The following is a 17,881-nucleotide window of genomic DNA, read 5'->3' as shown; positions in this document are numbered from 1 at the left end:
ATGTTGTGTAGTTAGTACTTGACCAAAAAGGCAGGGCTTATTCAGCCGCTGCGGTTTCCGCTGCCGGAGCTGCGGAACCTTCGCCTTTTTGTGCTGCCACGGCAGCCAGAACGCGTGCAAAGCCGGAGACCGGAGCCTGCATGACACCCAGCAGCTGGGCGATGAGGACTTCACGGCTCGGGATGCTTGCCAGTGCCGAAACACCAGCGACATCCAGATTCTTACCAGCGTAGTTACCGCCCTTCACGACCAGCTTGTCATTGGTCTTGGAGAAGTCGGCCAGCACTTTGGCTGCTGCGACGGCGTCATCCGAGATCGAGTAGATCAGCGGACCAACCATCGAATCAGCCAGCGGTGCAAACTGGGTGCCTTCCACAGCGCGACGTGCCAGCGTGTTCTTCAGAACACGCAGGTACACGCCCTGCGAACGAGCGGCTGCACGGAGTTTCGTCAAGTGACTAACCTGGATGCCACGGTACTCGGCGACGACGATGGTTTGCGCAGTTGCTACTTTTGCGGAAACTTCTTCGACGACGGCCTTTTTGTCATTCAGATTAAGACCCACGGTCAATCTCCTTAAATGATGTGGAGGAAATCCCCCGCATCGGTTCGAACACGGCGTCCGAAGTTAAGAAGCGAGACTAACGAATACAACTACGTAGCATCGACTACAAAACTTGCTCGGGTTCGCCATCTGCGTTGGGTGATCTATTAACCTCCAGCTCAACCTCTGCCTTTGGCCCAACGGTCTTTGATTGCCTGGCAGCTTGACGCCGCCAGCCCAAAGATCTGCCCCACGATAAAACCATGAGGTCTAAACTTGGATCCCCGCCTTCGCGGGGAGTCGTTCTCGGCAGTGCCGAGAAGGACGAGAACGAGTTCTCGTCGCTTTATTTTTTACTTAAGCAGCCAGGGTGCCGTGATCGACACGGACGCCGGCGCCCATGGTCGACGAGATGGCGACCTTGCGCAGGTAGATACCCTTCGACGAAGCCGGCTTGGCCTTGTTCAGGGCATCGATCAGCGCGACCAGGTTGGTCTTGAGCTGTTCGTCGCTGAACGACTTGCGGCCGATCGTGGCGTGGATGATACCTGCCTTGTCGGTACGGTACTGGACCTGACCGGCCTTGGCGTTCTTGACGGCGCCAGCCACGTCCGGGGTCACGGTGCCGACCTTCGGGTTCGGCATCAGGCCGCGCGGGCCCAGGATCTGGCCCAGGGTACCGACGATACGCATGGTGTCCGGCGAAGCGATCACGATGTCGAACGGCATGTCGCCGGCCTTGACGCGTTCTGCCAGGTCTTCCATGCCGACGATGTCGGCGCCGGCGGCTTTAGCCTGCTCGGCCTTGTCGCCCTGTGCGAAGACGGCGACGCGGACGGTCTTGCCCGTACCGGCCGGCAGGACGACGGAACCGCGAACGACCTGGTCCGACTTCTTCGGATCCACGCCCAGTTGCACGGCGACGTCGATCGACTCGTTGAACTTGGCGGTTGCGAATTCCTTGACGATTGCGACGGCGTTGTCGAAAGCGTAGGCCTTGTTACGGTCTACTTTGGCTTTCATTTCTTTGACGCGCTTGGACAGCTTAGCCATTTAGATACCCTCCACCGTGATGCCCATCGAACGTGCCGAGCCGGCGATGATGCGCACAGCGGCATCCATGTCGGCAGCGGTCAGGTCCGGCTGTTTGGTTTTTGCGATTTCTTCAGCCTGGGCACGGGTCAGCGTGCCGACCTTGTCGGTATGCGGCTTCGGCGAACCCTTGGTCACGCCAGCGAATTTCTTGATCAGGTACGTTGCCGGCGGGGTCTTCATCTCGAAAGTGAAGGACTTGTCCGCGAAGGCGGTGATCACGACCGGAATCGGCATGCCCGGTTCCATGCCTTGCGTCTTGGCATTGAAGGCCTTGCAGAATTCCATGATGTTCAGACCGCGCTGGCCGAGGGCCGGGCCGATCGGAGGGGAGGGATTTGCTTTACCAGCCGGCACTTGCAGCTTGATAAAACCGACGATTTTCTTTGCCATGATTGGCTCCTTTGTCGATTATGAGTGGTAGCGCTCCACCGATACCACTTATCCGGCGGAGCTCCTCTTATCGGATTCCGCCTTGCTGCTGCGACGCTCCGATTCGGCGTTTTAGACTTTCTCTACCTGCCCGAACTCCAGTTCCACCGGAGTCGCGCGGCCGAAGATGGTGACAGACACCCGCACCTTCGATTTTTCGTAGTTGACTTCCTCGACGCTGCCGTTGAAGTCGGTGAACGGGCCTTCCTTGATGCGCACCTGCTCGCCCACTTCGTACAGCACCTTGGGCCGCGGCTTCTCGACACCCTCCTGGACCTGCTGCATGATCTTGTCGATCTCGCGCGCCGGAATCGGGGTCGGCTTGTTGCTCTTGCCGCCGATGAAGCCGGTGACTTTCGGCGTGTTCTTCACGAGGTGCCAGGTCTCGTCGGTCATTTCCATCTCGACCAGCACATAACCCGGGAAGAAGCGACGCTCGGACACCGATTTGCTGCCGTTCTTGACTTCGACCACTTCTTCGGTCGGAACCAGGATGCGGCCGAACTGCTCCTGCATGCCGCCGCGCTCGATGCGATCGGTCAGGCCGCGCATCACGCTCTTTTCCATGCCCGAGTAGACATGCACGACGTACCAGCGCTTGTTGCTGACCGGGACACTCAGCGGCGCAGCAGCGTCTTGTGCCGGAACGCCGGCCGCCGGGACTTCACCCGGCACGTTTTCAGCGTTTTCGCTCATTACTGTTTCCACCCAAGGATCACGTCGTACATCAGGAACTCAAGAATCTTATCCGTGCCCCACAGGAAAATTGCCATCACCAGCACGAACCCGAACACCACGGCGGTGATCTGGGTCGCTTCCTTGCGGGTAGGCCATACAACCTTCTTCGTTTCACGTACGGATTCCTTCGCGAAGCTCAGGAAGTCGCGACCGGTGGCGGAAGTCCACAACAGCAGGACGGCAATAGCCAAACCAGCCACGAGTGCGCCTGCGCACATCAGGGCTGGTTTGTTCTGGCCTTTCAGAATGAAAAAGCCGACCACGCCTGCAATCGTAGCAACCACTGCCAGCGCGACCTTGAACTTGTCGTTCGCGGTGCCGACGGTTTGCACGGATTGATTAGACATACTTAATTTACTTTCGGGTGCCTGGCACCGAATTCGGTGGCAGGGGCGGAGGGCATCGAACCCCCAACCTTCGGTTTTGGAGACCGACGCTCTGCCAATTGAGCTACGCCCCTACAAAAACTTCTAGTTGAATCGAGCATTATACGCGAGGTGGATACTTCGCGCAACACTCTATTGTTGGGCGGAACAGAAACGTTCCGCCCGGAGGTACTACCTTACTGCGATCAGGCCAGGATCTTGGCAACCACGCCGGCGCCGACGGTACGGCCGCCTTCGCGGATTGCGAAGCGCAGACCTTCTTCCATCGCGATCGGAGCGATCAGCTTGACGGTGATCGACACGTTGTCGCCAGGCATGACCATTTCCTTGTCGGCCGGCAGCTCGATCGAACCGGTCACGTCAGTCGTACGGAAGTAGAACTGCGGACGGTAGTTGTTGAAGAACGGGGTGTGACGGCCGCCCTCATCCTTCGACAGCACGTAGATCTCGCCGGTGAAGTGGTTGTGTGGCTTGATCGAACCCGGCTTGGCCAGAACCTGGCCACGCTGGACGTCTTCACGCTTGGTGCCGCGCAGCAGCAGACCGACGTTGTCGCCGGCTTGACCCTGGTCCAGCAGCTTGCGGAACATTTCCACGCCGGTGCAGGTGGTCTTGACGGTGTCGGTGATGCCGACGATTTCGATCTCTTCGCCGACCTTGATGATGCCGCGCTCGACACGACCGGTCACCACGGTACCGCGGCCCGAGATCGAGAACACGTCTTCAACCGGCATCAGGAAGGCGCCGTCGACGGCACGTTCCGGGGTCGGGATGTAGGTGTCCAGGGCTTCAGCCAGGCGGGCGATGCACTCTTCGCCCATCTCGCCCGGCTGGCCTTCCAGCGCCATACGAGCCGAACCCTTGATGATCGGCAGGTCGTCGCCCGGGAACTCGTACTTCGAGAGGAGCTCGCGCACTTCCATTTCGACCAGTTCCAGCAGTTCCGCGTCGTCGACCAGGTCGCACTTGTTCAGGAACACGATGATGTACGGAACACCCACCTGGCGAGCCAGCAGGATGTGTTCGCGCGTCTGCGGCATCGGACCGTCAGCGGCCGAGCACACCAGGATCGCGCCGTCCATCTGGGCAGCACCGGTGATCATGTTCTTGATGTAGTCGGCGTGGCCCGGGCAGTCGACGTGAGCGTAGTGGCGGTTGGCCGTTTCGTACTCGACGTGTGCGGTGTTGATCGTGATGCCGCGCGCTTTTTCTTCCGGCGCCGCGTCGATCTGATCGTAGGCCTTGGCTTCGCCGCCGAATTTCTTCGACAGAACGGTCGCGATTGCAGCCGTCAGGGTGGTTTTGCCGTGGTCAACGTGACCAATGGTGCCGACGTTCACGTGCGGCTTGGTCCGTTCGAATTTACCTTTTGCCATTCTAGACTCCTAAGATCCTAACGATATTGAAAATTACCAGGCACACCTGACAGTCGAGACAGCCGACAGCCGTTTAAATTCTGGTGCCCTTGACGTGGATTGAACACGTGGCCTCTCCCTTACCAAGGGAGTGCTCTACCACTGAGCTACAAGGGCTTATTTGAAACTGGAGCGGGTGAAGGGAATCGAACCCTCGTCATAAGCTTGGAAGGCTTCAGCTCTACCATTGAGCTACACCCGCGCGAGGTACTTCTTAGCTTCAACATTCGATTCACAACACGATCAACGCATTTGGTGGTGGGGGCTGGATTCGAACCAGCGTACTCAGAGAGGGCAGATTTACAGTCTGCTGCCTTTAACCACTCGGCCACCCCACCGCGAAGAACCGCAGAGTATGAAGCAACGTATAAACTTCGTCAACTGTTTTTGCCTGAACTGATCAAACTCAAACAGTGTCGCTGCTTCGGGGCGTGATTGTAACGGCCGAAGTTCAAGTCCGCAAGGGCTGTTTGCAATAAACAATCCGTGCCGGTCCCCGCGGACGTTTGCGCGTACACTGTATTGACGTCAGAGAGCCTCTCCATGGACCTGAATCGCAGCGGCAACCACGAACGCCACGGGCCCCGCCTGTGGCTGGCCAACCTGACGACCATTGCCGTCTACCTCGGCACCGGCCTGCTCAGTCACGCGCTGGCCTTGCCGGCCGGCTATGCCACGCCCGTCTACCTGCCGGCCGGCGTCGGCTTCGCGCTGACGGTCGTGCTCGGCTGGCGCGCCCTCCCCGGCGTCGCCATCGGCGCGATCCTGATGCATCTGCCCGACGGCTGGATGGCGCCCGACACCGCGCCCTGGATCGCCGCGGCGGCGACGACCGTCACCGCCCTCGGCGCGCTGGCCCAAGCCTGGCTCGGCGCGCAATGGTTCGGCCGCCTCGTCGATCCCGCGCTCGGCACGTCGCGCGACGTCGCCCGCTTCCTGGGGCTCGCGCCGGTGTTCTGCCTGATCAACGCGACCGTCAGCGTGGCCGTGCTGTATCGGCTGGGCGTGGTGACGGCTGCCGAGCGGGCGCCGACCTGGATCAACTGGTGGGCCGGCGACACCGTCGGCGTCCTGCTCGCCGCACCGCTCGTTTGGATCGCGTGCGGCCGGCCGCGCCGGCTGTGGCGCAGGCGCGCCCGCATCGTCGCCGTGCCGCTGCTGCTGGCGGCCGCCGTCGTCATTGCCGCCTACGAACAGACCGTGCACTGGGAACACCAGCAATACCTGCAGGCCTACCGCCTCAAGGCCCAGCAGGTGGCCGACGAGCTGCAGGCCGAGCTGCGCGAGCACGAGCGCTTCGTCGACACGTTCGCGCGCGCGCTCGGCACGGACGACCGGTTCATGGACCGCGCCCGCTTCCTGCGCACGACCAGCGGCTACGTCGGCGGCCGGCCGGAAATCTCCGGCATCGACTGGATGGTGCCGGTCACGCACGCCGCACGCGCGGCCTTCGAGACCTGGGTGCGCAGCAACGTCGATCCCGATTTTCCCGGCGTGCGCGACCTGGGCCCCGACAACCGGCTGCGCCCGGCCGGCGTGCGGGCGCGCTACCTGCCCTTGCTGTACACGTGGCCGCCAAGCAACCAGGCGCTCCGCGGCCTGGATTTCCTCGCGGCGCCGGGACGCGCCGACGCGGCCGCGCGGGCCATGGCCGGCACGACCGCCGTGGCCACCGGGCCGATCACGCTGGTGACGACGGGCACGACCGGGATCGCCCTGTTCCGCGTGGTCGGGGAGCCCGGCCAGCCGCCGCGCGGCATGCTGGCGCTGTTCCTGAATGCGCCGGTGTTCATCCAGCAGGTGGTGCACCGGGCAGGCTTTGACGGCTTCGACATCAGCCTGGCCGACGTCACGCCGGGCACCGCGGCGCGCGCGCTGGCGGGCGATCCCGGGCGGCGCGCGGTCAGCGGCGACTACACCGTCCTGCTGGGGTTCGGCGGCCGCACGCTGCAGCTGCGCTTTTCACCGACGGCGGCCTACATGGAGGGCGAGCGCGGGCTGGCCAGCTGGATCGTGATCACGACGGGGCTGCTGCTGGCCGCGCTGCTGGGCGCGCTGATGCTGATCGTCAGCGGCGAGCGCGCCCAGATCGAGGCGCAGGTGGCGGACCGCGCGGCGCGCCTGCAGGCCATCCTCGACAATGCGGCCGACGCCATCGTCACCGTCGACGCGCACGGCCAGGTGCTGTCCGCCAACCACGCCACGGCGGCACTGTTCGGCTACCCGCCGGCCCACCTGCCCGGTCTCGCGTTCACGGCACTGGTGCCGGGCCACGGCGACGAGAACGGCCCCGACCTGCTGGCGCGCCTGGCCGGAAACAGCCCCGACGACCGCCAGCTGGACGGCCTGAACGCGCGCGGCGAGCCGATGCCGCTGGCCGTGTCCGTGTCCCTCGTCGACCTCGCGGGGGAGCGCCTGTTCGTGTGCATCCTGCGCGACCTGACGGAGCAGCAGCGCGCCCAGGCGCGCATCCACCGCCTGGCCCACCACGATCCGCTGACGGGCCTGGAGAACCGCCATGCGCTCGGCATGCGCCTCGAACGGCAGCTGGCGCAGGCACGCCGCACCGGGCAGCCGCTGGCCGTGCTGTTCATCGACCTCGACCACTTCAAGAAGATCAACGATTCGCTCGGCCACCAGGCCGGCGACGAGCTGTTGACGGGCGCGGCGGCGCGCATGAAGGACCTGCTGCGCGACGTCGACACCCTCGCCCGGCTCGGCGGCGACGAATTCATCATCGTGCTGGGCGGCCCCCTGTCTCCGGACAGCGTGAGCGCCGTGGCGGTGCGCCTCGTGGAATCGCTGCAGCAGCCCTACCGCCTGGCCGGCACGACGGCGCACAGCGGCGCCAGCGTGGGCGTGGCGTTGTTCCCGGACGACGGCCTGGATGCCGACACGCTGCTGCGCCACGCCGACATGGCGATGTACGCCGCCAAGCGCGAGGGCCGCGGCAATTTCCAGTTCTTCTCGTCCGCCATGAACGCGGCCACGCACGAGCACCTGATGCTGGAGAACCGCATGTGGGCGACGCTGGAAAGCGGCGGCTTCGACGTGCACCTGCAGGCCCAGGTCGAACTCGAGACGGGGCGCGTGATCGGCGCCGAGGTGCTGCTGCGCTGGCACGATCCGGAACTGGGCAGCGTCGATCCCGGCCGCTTCATTCCCATCGCCGAGGAATCGGGCCTGATCCTGCCGCTGGGCGACTGGGTGCTGGCGCGCGCCATGGCCCTGCTGGCCGAGTGGCAGGAAGACGGCATGGGCCAGCTGCGCCTGGCCGTGAACCTGTCGGCGCGCCAGTTCAACGGCGGCGCGCTGCTGTCACGCCTGGACCAGCTGCTCGACGAGCACGCGATCGATCCGGCGCGGCTGGAACTGGAGATCACGGAAACGGCCGCGATGCGCGACCCGGAGAACACGCGCAAGCTGCTGCTGCAACTGCGCGCGCGCGGCTTCAAGCTGGCGATCGACGACTTCGGCACGGGCTATTCGTCGCTGGCCTACCTGAAGCTGTTCGCGATCGACCGCATCAAGATCGACCGCGGCTTCGTGCGCGACATCGAGACGAATCCGAACGACGCCGCCATCGTCGGCGCGACCATCGGCCTCGCCCATGCGCTCGGGCTGGGCGTGATCGCGGAAGGGGTCGAAACGCAGGCGCAGCGGGGATTCCTGCGCGACCGCCACAGCGACGAGGCGCAGGGTTTCCTGTTCGGGCGGCCGATGCCGGTGCGCGAATTCCGCGACTTCGTCAGGGCGCAAGCGCAGCCAGTACCTGGCCCTTGAGCGCCTTGATGAGGGCCGTCTCGTCGGGCGGCACGCCTTCCGGCGCCGTCGCCGTGCGGTCCGCGTAGAACAGGCCCAGCTGGGCCTTGCCGACCACCAGCGGGAGCACGATGAAGCTCTGCGCATCCGGCAGCAATGCCTTGTGCCAGGCCGGCAGCAGGTCGCGGATCTTGGCGCCGCGCGCGTCCGAGATCATCAGGTCGGCGTCGTTTTCCATCGCCAGGTAAAACAGGTCGCGCGCGCCCTTTTCGCCGCTCGCCGCCAGCGGAAACGTGAAGCCTTGCTGCACGTGCGCCTGCGTGAGGCCGAACGAGACGCGGGCCCGGTACTGCCCGGCGCGCACGTCCTTGAGCACGACCGTCGCGAAACGGAAGCCCAGCGCCGTGTACAGCGTTTCCAGCACGGCCAGCACCACGTCGTTGACCTTGTGCTGGCCCGAGGCGCGCATCTGCGTCACGTCCTGCACGCCGGCCAGCAGCAGGTCGCGCGCGTTCTTCGGCTTGCCGCTCGGGTAGGCGCCCTGCTCTTCCTTCCCGCCGGCGCCGAGGGTCGCCAGCACCAGCACGTTGGGCAGCCCGCCCACGTCTTCCGGCGCACGGCGCGGCACCGGCTGCAGGTTCATGCTCTCCAGGAGGCTCTTCATCTCGAACGCCACCGCCTCGAACAGCTCGTCCAGCTCGGCCGCGCCGATGTTCAGCGCGGTGCCGTAGCGCGCCAGCATGGCTTGCGCTTCCGGCGCGTCGGACGGCGTCGCGGTTTTCCCCATCAGGCGCGCGACGTCCAGGCTGAACGACGCCACCTGGCGCATCCACTCGCCGCGGTTGACGGCCAGCTTGAGCGTGCCGGGCTCCAGCGGGCGCTGGGCGCGCATGATCACGTCCGGAATCTTCCACTCGCCCAGCACGGCCTCGGACAGCGCATCGAAGCTGCAGCCGAGGATCATCTGCGCGGCCTGCGCAAGCGCGTGCTTGCCGGTCGCGAACAGGGCCTGGACCTCGAGGTAGCGGTCGTGCTCGTGCGACGCCACCAGCAGCGCGCCGAGATTCTTGAACAACGCGCCGATCGACGCTTCCTCCGCGCCCTGATAAAAGCTGTGGCGCGCCATTTCGCGTCCGACGAGGCTCGCGCACAGCGACGCTTCCAGTTCCACGCGCACGCTGTACGCATGGTCGCTGCTGGCCAGCGCGTCGACGAGGAGCATCGCCAGCGCGACCGTGCGCACGTTGTCGAAGCCCAGCAGGGAGATCGCGCGCGAAACCGTCGTGACGGCCGTGCCGGCCGCGGTGCGGTAGCGGACCGTGTTCGCCAGGCGCAGGATGCGCTGGGTGAGCGCGACGTCGGACAACACGAAGTGCGCGAGGTCGTGCGTGCCCTTGTCGTCCGACGTGGCCATCTGCACGACGCGCGCGATGGCGCTGCCGAGCGCGAACATGTCCTCGTCGCCGCCGACTTTCTGCAGCAGCGCGGCACGCACGCGGCGACCGTCCGGCGGCGGGCCGGGATTCGGGTTCGGATTCGTCATGTCGCCTCAGCCGGCCTTTTTCAGGCGCGGGCCCTTGTCGTATTTCTTGAGGATCTGCTGGTGCATCCCGGCCAGCGCGGGCAGCTTGGGGTTGACCGGATCGAGGCGGCGCACGCCGGCGATATAGCCGAGGGCCTGCTGGCCGAGGCGCTCGTCCCAGCCGTCGTGGTCCAGGCATTTCAGGGTTGCCAGCGCGGCGTTGAACACGACCTGCGGATTGTCCGGCAGCTTGGTCGCCGCTTCCTGCATCAGCACGAGGGCGCCCTTGTAGTCGCCGCCCTTGGCCTTGGCGGCGCCGGTGGCGACGAGGTCGACGACCTGCTGGCGGCTTTCCAGCGCCAGCTTCTGCGCCGTCTCGGCCTGGCCCGCGTTCTCGAACACGGCCATCGCGCGCGCCACCGCGGCGCCGTTCTGGGCATTGCGCATCACCTCGCGCACGACGTCGGCGGCGCCTTCTTCCATGCCGTTCTCGATGCAGGTGCGGGCCAGTTCCAGCTTGAGCTCGGGACGCAGGTCGGGCGCCTCCTTGTTGGCCGCGAGGGCCGCCGCCAGCGCTTCCGCCAGGCGCGCGTCGTTGCCCGTGTATTCGTGCACGAGGCTCGACGCGATGGCGCTGCACAGCGGCGTGTGCTTCTGGAAGGCCATCGATTTATCCAGGTCGCGGACGACGGCCGCGGCCTGCACGGGGTCGCCCTTGCGCACGAGGGTCTGCACGAGGAGCACGTGGTCCTGCGGGTCCTTGAACTCGGAATACTTGGCCTTGCTGACGACCTGCTTCAAGGTCTTCTCGGCCGTATCGTGGTCGCCCGCCTCGAGCGCGGTCTCGCCCAGCTTGCGCAGCCGCCGCACGGCGTGCGGCGACACGGCCACCGCTTCCATCAGCACGGCCTTAGCGTCGTCCAGCGCGCCGGCCGCCTCGTGGGTGCGCGCCAGCCAGTCGTAGGCGTCGACGAAGTTCTTGTTGCTGTCGACGAGGTCCTCGAGCATCTCGCGGGCCTCGTCGTAGCGCTCGCGCAGGAACAGGGTCTTGGCCAGGCCCAGGCGCGCCCAGGCGATGGCCTTGGTCTCGACCAGCTGGCGGTAGACCGGTTCGGCCTCGTGCGGCTCGCCGAGGAACATGTGCAGTTCGGCGCGCAGGCGCAGGAAATCGACGAGGTAGCGCGGATGGCGGGCCTCGCCCTCGACGCAGGCGGCGATCGCCTCGCGCTGGTTGCCCGCCTCCATCAGCTCGTACACCGGCAGCAGCGCGTTGCGCCGCTCCAGGCCGCGCGCGATGCGCTCGAGCAGGCGGTCGGCCGTGAACGGTTTCAGCACGTAATCGGTGGGCCCGAGTTCGGCGGCGCTGACGACCTTGCCGTAATCGCCCTCGGCCGTGACCATGAAGAACATGGTCGACAGCGGCATGAGCTTGTGGTGGCGCACGTCCTCGAGCAGTTGCTGGCCGTCCTGGCCGCCTTCCAGCGCGTATTCGCACAGGATCAGGTCGTAATGCTTCAGGCCGAGGTGCTTGACGGCCTGGTTCGAGCCGCCGACGTGGTCGATCTTGCTCAGGCCGCACATGTTCAGCATGTTGTGGATCGTCGACCGCATGCCGGCATGCGGCTCGATGATCAGGGCGGTGAGGCCGTCAAGTTCGTTCATATCCGGTTTTCCGTATGTGCCTGCGATGGGCAGTGGGCTGCATGGGCCCTTGGTCTACCGAGTATATTACGTCCAGGGAATAGAATTCTTGAATTTCACCCGCGCTCAACCGGGCGAAATGTCGCAAAAAACCACACTCAGGCGCCAGGCTGGCGCGCGGCGGCCTGGCGCAGCGGCGCGCGGTGGCCGTTGACGCATTCCGGACGGCCCCCGCCGATCATGATGTTCTGGTAACGGACTTCGTACTTGCCGGCCGCAAGTTTCTCGATCAGGAACTTGGCCCGGCCCAGCACATACGCGTGGCGCACGTTCGAGCGGCGGTCCAGGTCGTAGATCTTGACCAGCACGGGCGAAGGATTGTTGCTGTTGTCGACCAGCACCTGCATCTCGTCACCCTGGTTGCCGAGCGGATAACCGTCGATGTAGCCGGACTGCGCGGGCCACGGATCGCCCGTCGGCGCCACCTGGGCCTGCAGATCGGTATCGCAATCGGGGGCGCGCGCCGGCACGACCAGCTGGGTCACGGCGAGGGCCTTGATGTCGGGCGGCGCATCGGGCTGTCCGGCCGGACGCGCCCAGCCGTCGGCGCTGGCGTCGGTGCCGAGCGGGTCCGGCGGCGTGTTCGGCACCGACGCGGACGACGCGGCGGATGCCGCCGCGGATGCCGGCGCCGCGGCCACGGCGGCAGGCTGGGCCTTGGCAGGCCAGGCCAGCGCGCTCGGCAGATATCGGGGCGGATCGAGCAGCACGAGGGTCAACGCGCCGCCGCCCGCGAAGGCGGCCAGCATGACGCCCCACCAGCGCGGGTCGCGCAGCACGCGCCAGCGCGACGGCGCCGGGACCTGGCGCGGTTCCCAGTGCGGGTCGCCCCGGGGCCGCTCGCGCCCGTCCTCGCCGTGGGAGCTTTCCAGCCACTCCACTTCCCACTCTTCCGACGCGATCCATTCGTCGTGCTCCTTGCGGCGCACGGGATCGGACAGGATGTTGTAGGCCGTATTGACGATCGCCATGATCCGCGCGGCACGTTCGTCGCCCGGATTCTTGTCGGGGTGGTATTTCTGACTCAGCGCCTTGTAGGCCGCGCGAATGACTTCCTGCGGTGCGTGGCGCGACACCTTGAGGTTGTCATAATGGGTGTGGATCTTGGCCATGGTCGGGAGTCAGGTTGCACGGGCGCCACGCAGGATGTCCGCGCTTGCCGGTGCGGATATCCTGCTGCATCAATATTAGCCGATTCGTTCAGTAACGGCAGAGGCAAGAGGCAGCCTGCCGTACGGGCGGCAGTACAGGATAGCCGGGTTTGTATCCACGACGCAAGATGTCAGTATCACAACTTATGGCTGCGATCGGCGCGCTCGATGGCCGGATCGGCGTCCACGCCGCTGCCGACGATGAGCACCTTGAACAATTCCCCCATCTCGGCCGGCGACACGAGCTTTTGCACGGCCTTCGACTGCGGCAGGTAGCGCAGCGCATCTTCCGGATCCGTCCGCAGCAACAGGTCGCCGATGCCCGCCGCCAGCAGGAACGCGGCCTGGCTCATGTAGCCGAGCACGTCGAGCCCGGCGCCGTGGGCCGCCAGCGCCATCGCCGTGAAGTCGACGTGCGCCGTGATGTCCTGCAGGCCGAGCAAATAAAACGGGTCGGGGTGCGCGTGGTGGCGGTAATGGCACATCAGCGTGCCGCTCGTGCGCTCGTCGAAATAATATTCGTGGGCGGGAAAACCGTAGTCGATCAGGATCGCGGCGCCCTTGCCCCCCTTGAACATCTGCGCCAGCGAGCGCATGAAACCGCAGCCGACGGGGTGGATTTCGGTCAGATAACCGTCCTGCAGCGTGTCGGCGTCCGGGATCTGGCGCGCGATCTGGTCCAGCAGCGCCGCATCGGGCGCGCCCGGCGCGAACGCGAAGCGGCCCGCGTCGACCGTCACCATCTGGCGCTGCCAGCGGCCGCCGTCGCGCAGGACGAGCTCGACCGGCATCGCATCCAGCACCTCGTTGGCGAGGACCACGCCGCGGAACGCGTCCGGAAAGTCGTGCGTCCAGCGCACCTGCGGGAAATCCTTCAGCGCTTCCTGCTGGCGCGCGCGCAATTCTCCCGACAGTTCGATGATCGTATAGCTGTCGATGCGCACGCCCAGTTCACCCAGCGTCGTCAGGACGTCATGGGCCAGTTTGCCGGTGCCGGCGCCGAATTCGATGATGTTGGGGCCACTTTGGGCCATAATAGCGGCGGCCGCGCGCGCCAGCGTGGCACCGAACAGCGGACTGATCTCGGGCGAGGTGGTGAAATCGCCGTCGCGGCCGAGCTTGGCAGCCCCGCCGCTGTAATAGCCGAGATTCGGCGCGTACAGCGCCAGCTCCATGAAGCGCGAAAACGGGATGGCGCCGCCCTGGTCGGCGATCTCGGCAGCGATCATGCGCTGCAAGGCTTGGGACGCGGCCAGCGCGTCGCTGGAGGGGAGAGGTAAGGACATCCGGCCATTGTAGCGAGAATCGGCAGGGACCAACAAACGGCCGCCATCACGATGACACAGACATATACGAACGACGAGCAGGGCCGTACCGACCACGGCCCCGAGACCCACGCCGCCAACGACGATGCCGCGCCGCACGCCCGGCGCGCCCGGGTGGCGCTGGTCACGGGCGCCGGCCGGCGCATCGGGCGCGCCATCGCGCTCGGCATGGCCGAGGCCGGCTGGGACATCGCCGTGCACTACCGCCAGTCCGCCGCGGACGCCGACGACGTCGTGACGGCGATCCGCGCGCTGGGCCGGCGCGCCGTCGCGCTGCACGCCGACCTGGCCATTGACGCCGCGGTGCGCGCCCTGCCGCGCCAGGCCGTGCACCTGCTGGGCGGGCTGGATTGCATCGTCAACAACGCTTCGTTGTTCGAATACGACAAGCCCGACGCGTTTTCTCCGGCCCTGCTGGCCGCCCACATGCAGTGCAATGTGGCTGCCCCGCTGCTGCTCGCGCAGGAACTCCACGCGCTGGTGCCGGACGGTGGCCAGGCCGTCGTGATCAACTTGCTCGACCAGAAACTGTACAATCTCAACCCGGATTTTTTGTCGTACACGTTGTCAAAGGCGGCATTGCAGACGGCCACCACCTTGCTGGCCCAGGCGCTGGCGCCGAAACTGCGCGTCGTCGGCATCGCGCCCGGCATCACGCTCGTGTCCGGCGACCAGAGCGCGGACGGCTTCGAGCGCGCGCACCAGGTCACCCCGCTGGGCCGGTCGTCGACGCCGCAGGACATCGTCGACGCCGTGTGCTACGCGGCGAACGCGAAGGCACTGACCGGCACCACCCTGCTCGTCGACGGCGGCCAGCACCTGATGCCGCTGGCGCGCGACGTGATGTTTTTGACTGAATGATTTTTACATTGCCCCCTTACCTCGAAGGTTTCCTATGTTGTCCGCCCTGTTCTACCCGCAGCTGCGCGATTGCCGCAGGCTGTTCCTGCGCAATTACGAAGTCATGATCAACATCGGTGTCCATGAGTTCGAAAAGAAGGGCGAGCAACGCGTCCTGATCAATGTCGATCTGTACATTCCGCTCGGCCTTTCGACACCCAAGGACGACCAGCTGCACGAAGTGGTCGACTACGACTTCATGCGCGAGACCATCGCCAGGCGCATGGCGCAAGGCCACGTGCAGTTGCAGGAAACCCTGTGCGACGACGTGGTGAAGGCGATGCTGGCCCACCCCAACGTGCGCGCGGCCCGCGTGTCGACGATGAAGCCCGACGTGTATCCCGACTGCGAAGGCGTCGGCGTCGAAGTGTTCCAGATCAAGGATGAAGCATGAATGAAGTGACGATGGCGCGTCCGGCGGACGTGCTCGACCCCGCCGTGCCGGCCCCTGCCGTGCCCGACGCCGCCGACAAGAAGGCGGACAAACAGGCCTACGAGAACAACAAGCTGCACAAGCGCCTGTGCCGCCTCGTCGGCCAGGCGATCGGCGACTTCAACATGATCGAGGACGGCGACAAGGTCATGGTCTGCCTGTCCGGCGGCAAGGACAGCTATGCCCTGCTGGACATCCTCATGACCCTGCGCGAGCGCGCGCCGATCCACTTCGACATCGTCGCCGTCAACCTCGACCAGAAACAGCCGAACTTCCCGCCCGAGGTGCTGCCCGCCTACCTGACGAAGCTGGATATTCCGTTCCACATCGAGAACCAGGACACCTACAGCATCGTCAAGCGCCTGATCCCGGAAGGCAAGACCACGTGCTCGCTGTGTTCGCGCCTGCGCCGCGGCATCCTGTACCGCGTCGCGGACGAGCTGGGCTGCACGAAGATCGCCCTGGGCCACCATCGCGACGACATCCTCGAAACCTTCTTCCTGAACATGTTCTTCGGCGCGAAGATCAAGGGCATGCCCGCCAAGCTCGTGTCGGACGACGGCAAGCACGTCGTGATCCGCCCGCTCGCGTATGTGAAGGAAGCGGACACCGAGCGCTACGCGGAAGTCAAACAGTTCCCGATTATCCCGTGCGATCTGTGCGGCTCGCAGGAAAACCTGCAGCGAAAACAGATCAAGGCCATGCTGCGCGACTGGGAAAAGAAACACCCGGGCCGCGTGGAAAACATCTTCTCGTCGCTGTCGACCGTCGTGCCGTCGCACCTGATGGACCGCGACATGTTCGGCTTCGCGGACCTGAAGGCCGACGGCGTGGCGAACCCGGCCGGCGACATCGCCTTCGACGAAGAACCGTGCGGCGTGCCGGCGACGGGCACCATTCCGCTGCAGCCGCTCTGAGCCGTCTTGCGCCGCGCTGCCCGGCGCCGCCATGTCCGACCAGGCATGGCGGCGGCGCGGCATGCGTTATGCATTTTTTAACGTTGTCTATGTAATACAGTTTCTTCGCAATGGATGGCTCCGCCTTAGTGAGATCGATTTCACTCTGAAGACTGCCCGGCAAACCCCACAACAGCCCGGCAAGGCGATGTAATATTCCTACCTCGCCTGCGACGTCGTTTGGCGTACGCATCGTCCAACCCACCGGGATTCCTCATGCAAATCGGCCAACCCGCCAGCGCCGCCCAGACGAGCGGCGCTTCTGCCAACGCCAATACCCAGGTCGCGAGCTTGCGCATCTTCGTGTTCGCCCTGTTCTTCACGTTCGGCGGCATCACGAGCCTGAACGACGTCATCATCCCGAAACTGAAAGACCTGTTCACGCTGTCGTACGCGCAAGCGATGCTCGTGCAATCGGCCTTCTTTGCGGCCTACTTCATCGTGTCGCTGCCGGCCGCCGCCATCGTGCAGCGCATCGGCTACATGCGGACCGCCGTGGTCGGCCTGCTGACGATGACGGCCGGCTGCCTGCTGTTCATCCCCGCGTCCTCGTCCGGCATGTTCATCACCTTCCTGCTGGCGCTGTTCGTGCTGGCGGCCGGCATCACCATCGTGCAGGTCGTGGCGAATCCGCTGATCTCGATGCTGGGAGCCCCCGCCACCGCATCCAGCCGCCTGACCTTCGCCCAGGCCTTCAATTCGCTCGGCACGACCGTCTTTCCCTACGTCGGCGCCATCCTGATCCTCGGCTCGCTGGCCCACGTCGACCAGGCCACGCTGTCGGCCGACGCCCTCGCCGCCTACCGCGCCGCCGAAAGCCAGGTCGTGGTGCACACCTACCTCGGCCTGGCCGTCGCACTGGCCATCGTCGCCTTCCTCGTCTGGACGAACCGCAAGAAGCTCGTCGAACATCCCCATCCCGAAAGCAGCATGTGGGGCGCTTTCGACCTGCTGAAACAGCCCCGCTTCGCGTTCGGCGCCCTGTGCATCTTCCTGTACGTCGGCGCCGAAGTGGCCGTCGGCTCGCTGATCGTGAACTACCTGATGCAAAACGACGTGCTGGGGCTGGGCGCGGAAGCGGCCGGCAAGCACGTGCCGCTGTACTGGGGCGGCGCCATGGTCGGCCGTTTCCTTGGCGCTTACGTCCTGCGCATCTGCTCGCCCGGCAAGGTGCTGGCCGGCGCCGGCGCCATCGCCGCCCTGCTGCTGCTCGTCTCGGCCGCCACGCATGGCGCGGCGTCCGGCTGGGCGCTGCTGGCCATCGGCCTCGTCAATTCGATCATGTTCCCCACCATTTTCACCCTGGCGTCCGAAGGCCTGGGCGAGCGCGCGGCCGAAGGCTCGGGCCTGATCTGCGTGGCCATCGTCGGCGGCGCCATCGTGCCCCTGATCACCGGCTTCGCGGCCGACGCCGCCGGCCTGCGCCTCGCGCTGGCCGTACCCGCGCTGTGCTACCTGCTGATCCTCGCCTTCGGCTGGTACGCGCGCCGGCCGCTGGCGCACGGCTGAGGCTTCCCGCGTCCG

15 protein-coding genes and 4 tRNA genes are annotated in these 17,881 nt (G+C 65.6%); 5 read left to right on the top strand and 14 right to left on the bottom strand.

Features of this window, described 5'->3' with window-relative positions; translation table 11 throughout:
* Window positions 1-37 precede the first annotated feature (37 nt).
* The 10 genes from rplJ to ACEN9Q_RS27215 form a co-directional block, all read right to left on the bottom strand.
* Window positions 38-565: a 50S ribosomal protein L10 gene (gene rplJ / locus ACEN9Q_RS27260; RefSeq protein WP_056439741.1), complete on the bottom strand. Its 528-nt coding sequence runs from the start codon at window positions 563-565 to the stop codon at window positions 38-40.
* A 336-nt stretch (window positions 566-901) separates the two neighbouring features.
* Window positions 902-1,597, bottom strand: coding sequence for a 50S ribosomal protein L1 (gene rplA, locus ACEN9Q_RS27255; protein ID WP_056439740.1), 696 nt, complete (start codon window positions 1,595-1,597; stop codon window positions 902-904).
* Entirely contained in the window at window positions 1,598-2,029 is a 432-nt protein-coding gene (rplK, locus tag ACEN9Q_RS27250; protein ID WP_056439735.1) for a 50S ribosomal protein L11, read from the bottom strand.
* Between the two features lie 111 nt (window positions 2,030-2,140).
* Window positions 2,141-2,764 carry a transcription termination/antitermination protein NusG gene (gene nusG, locus ACEN9Q_RS27245; RefSeq protein ID WP_056439730.1) on the bottom strand — a complete coding sequence of 208 codons (624 nt, stop codon included), beginning with the start codon at window positions 2,762-2,764 and terminating at the stop codon, window positions 2,141-2,143.
* A complete protein-coding gene (gene secE, locus ACEN9Q_RS27240; RefSeq protein ID WP_056439728.1) occupies window positions 2,764-3,153 on the bottom strand; it encodes a preprotein translocase subunit SecE in 390 nt (129 codons plus the stop codon). Before secE ends, nusG begins: the two co-directional genes overlap by 1 nt.
* Before the next feature lie 37 nt (window positions 3,154-3,190).
* Window positions 3,191-3,266, bottom strand: a tRNA-Trp gene (locus ACEN9Q_RS27235).
* Window positions 3,267-3,377: 111 nt separating this feature from the next.
* Entirely contained in the window at window positions 3,378-4,568 is a 1,191-nt protein-coding gene (tuf, locus tag ACEN9Q_RS27230) for an elongation factor Tu (protein ID WP_495626673.1), read from the bottom strand.
* An 81-nt stretch (window positions 4,569-4,649) separates the two neighbouring features.
* A tRNA-Thr gene (locus ACEN9Q_RS27225) sits at window positions 4,650-4,724 on the bottom strand.
* 11 nt (window positions 4,725-4,735) lie between these two features.
* Window positions 4,736-4,809: transfer RNA gene (locus ACEN9Q_RS27220), tRNA-Gly, on the bottom strand.
* A gap of 51 nt (window positions 4,810-4,860) precedes the next feature.
* Window positions 4,861-4,945, bottom strand: a tRNA-Tyr gene (locus ACEN9Q_RS27215).
* Window positions 4,946-5,150: 205 nt separating this feature from the next.
* Here ACEN9Q_RS27215 and ACEN9Q_RS27210 point away from each other — a divergent pair.
* Entirely contained in the window at window positions 5,151-8,390 is a 3,240-nt protein-coding gene (locus ACEN9Q_RS27210; protein WP_495626672.1) for a bifunctional diguanylate cyclase/phosphodiesterase, read from the top strand.
* Here the strand turns inward: ACEN9Q_RS27210 and ACEN9Q_RS27205 are convergent.
* From ACEN9Q_RS27205 to ACEN9Q_RS27190, 4 genes are all read right to left on the bottom strand, one after another.
* Window positions 8,356-9,912 carry an HDOD domain-containing protein gene (locus ACEN9Q_RS27205; protein ID WP_495626671.1) on the bottom strand — a complete coding sequence of 519 codons (1,557 nt, stop codon included), beginning with the start codon at window positions 9,910-9,912 and terminating at the stop codon, window positions 8,356-8,358. The genes ACEN9Q_RS27210 and ACEN9Q_RS27205 overlap by 35 nt on opposite strands.
* A 6-nt stretch (window positions 9,913-9,918) precedes the next feature.
* On the bottom strand, window positions 9,919-11,553 hold the full coding sequence (locus tag ACEN9Q_RS27200; protein WP_056442637.1) for a tetratricopeptide repeat protein: 1,635 nt from the start codon (window positions 11,551-11,553) through the stop codon (window positions 9,919-9,921).
* 137 nt (window positions 11,554-11,690) lie between these two features.
* The gene (locus ACEN9Q_RS27195) at window positions 11,691-12,704 is read right to left on the bottom strand and encodes a J domain-containing protein (protein WP_495626670.1); all 1,014 of its coding nucleotides are present in this window, start codon (window positions 12,702-12,704) and stop codon (window positions 11,691-11,693) included.
* A gap of 176 nt (window positions 12,705-12,880) precedes the next feature.
* Entirely contained in the window at window positions 12,881-14,029 is a 1,149-nt protein-coding gene (locus ACEN9Q_RS27190; protein ID WP_495626669.1) for a class I SAM-dependent methyltransferase, read from the bottom strand.
* Between the two features lie 51 nt (window positions 14,030-14,080).
* Here ACEN9Q_RS27190 and ACEN9Q_RS27185 point away from each other — a divergent pair, with 51 nt between their 5' ends.
* From ACEN9Q_RS27185 to ACEN9Q_RS27170, 4 genes are all read left to right on the top strand, one after another.
* Window positions 14,081-14,929 carry an SDR family oxidoreductase gene (locus ACEN9Q_RS27185; RefSeq protein WP_495626668.1) on the top strand — a complete coding sequence of 283 codons (849 nt, stop codon included), beginning with the start codon at window positions 14,081-14,083 and terminating at the stop codon, window positions 14,927-14,929.
* A gap of 34 nt (window positions 14,930-14,963) precedes the next feature.
* A complete protein-coding gene (locus ACEN9Q_RS27180) occupies window positions 14,964-15,362 on the top strand; it encodes a dihydroneopterin aldolase (RefSeq protein WP_056442625.1) in 399 nt (132 codons plus the stop codon).
* A complete protein-coding gene (gene ttcA, locus ACEN9Q_RS27175) occupies window positions 15,359-16,318 on the top strand; it encodes a tRNA 2-thiocytidine(32) synthetase TtcA (protein WP_056442624.1) in 960 nt (319 codons plus the stop codon). The genes ACEN9Q_RS27180 and ttcA overlap by 4 nt, the downstream gene beginning before the upstream one ends.
* 255 nt (window positions 16,319-16,573) lie before the next feature.
* Window positions 16,574-17,866, top strand: coding sequence for a sugar MFS transporter (locus ACEN9Q_RS27170; protein WP_495626667.1), 1,293 nt, complete (start codon window positions 16,574-16,576; stop codon window positions 17,864-17,866).
* Window positions 17,867-17,881 lie beyond the last annotated feature (15 nt).

Source organism: Massilia sp. Masssp93, from assembly GCF_059491295.1.
This window is presented reverse-complemented; position numbering and strand designations above follow the sequence as displayed.

What these genes read in the sequence shown, in the direction of transcription:
- rplA (WP_056439740.1), bottom strand. Translation starts at nt 1,597, where the DNA reads ATGGCTAAGCTGTCCAAGCGCGTCAAAGAAATGAAAGCCAAAGTAGAC.
- rplK (WP_056439735.1), bottom strand. Translation starts at nt 2,029, where the DNA reads ATGGCAAAGAAAATCGTCGGTTTTATCAAGCTGCAAGTGCCGGCTGGT.
- nusG (WP_056439730.1), bottom strand. Translation starts at nt 2,764, where the DNA reads ATGAGCGAAAACGCTGAAAACGTGCCGGGTGAAGTCCCGGCGGCCGGC.
- secE (WP_056439728.1), bottom strand. Translation starts at nt 3,153, where the DNA reads ATGTCTAATCAATCCGTGCAAACCGTCGGCACCGCGAACGACAAGTTC.
- tuf (WP_495626673.1), bottom strand. Translation starts at nt 4,568, where the DNA reads ATGGCAAAAGGTAAATTCGAACGGACCAAGCCGCACGTGAACGTCGGC.
- ACEN9Q_RS27210 (WP_495626672.1), top strand. Translation starts at nt 5,151, where the DNA reads ATGGACCTGAATCGCAGCGGCAACCACGAACGCCACGGGCCCCGCCTG.
- ACEN9Q_RS27205 (WP_495626671.1), bottom strand. Translation starts at nt 9,912, where the DNA reads ATGACGAATCCGAACCCGAATCCCGGCCCGCCGCCGGACGGTCGCCGC.
- ACEN9Q_RS27200 (WP_056442637.1), bottom strand. Translation starts at nt 11,553, where the DNA reads ATGAACGAACTTGACGGCCTCACCGCCCTGATCATCGAGCCGCATGCC.
- ACEN9Q_RS27195 (WP_495626670.1), bottom strand. Translation starts at nt 12,704, where the DNA reads ATGGCCAAGATCCACACCCATTATGACAACCTCAAGGTGTCGCGCCAC.
- ACEN9Q_RS27190 (WP_495626669.1), bottom strand. Translation starts at nt 14,029, where the DNA reads ATGTCCTTACCTCTCCCCTCCAGCGACGCGCTGGCCGCGTCCCAAGCC.
- ACEN9Q_RS27185 (WP_495626668.1), top strand. Translation starts at nt 14,081, where the DNA reads ATGACACAGACATATACGAACGACGAGCAGGGCCGTACCGACCACGGC.
- ACEN9Q_RS27180 (WP_056442625.1), top strand. Translation starts at nt 14,964, where the DNA reads ATGTTGTCCGCCCTGTTCTACCCGCAGCTGCGCGATTGCCGCAGGCTG.
- ttcA (WP_056442624.1), top strand. Translation starts at nt 15,359, where the DNA reads ATGAATGAAGTGACGATGGCGCGTCCGGCGGACGTGCTCGACCCCGCC.
- ACEN9Q_RS27170 (WP_495626667.1), top strand. Translation starts at nt 16,574, where the DNA reads ATGCAAATCGGCCAACCCGCCAGCGCCGCCCAGACGAGCGGCGCTTCT.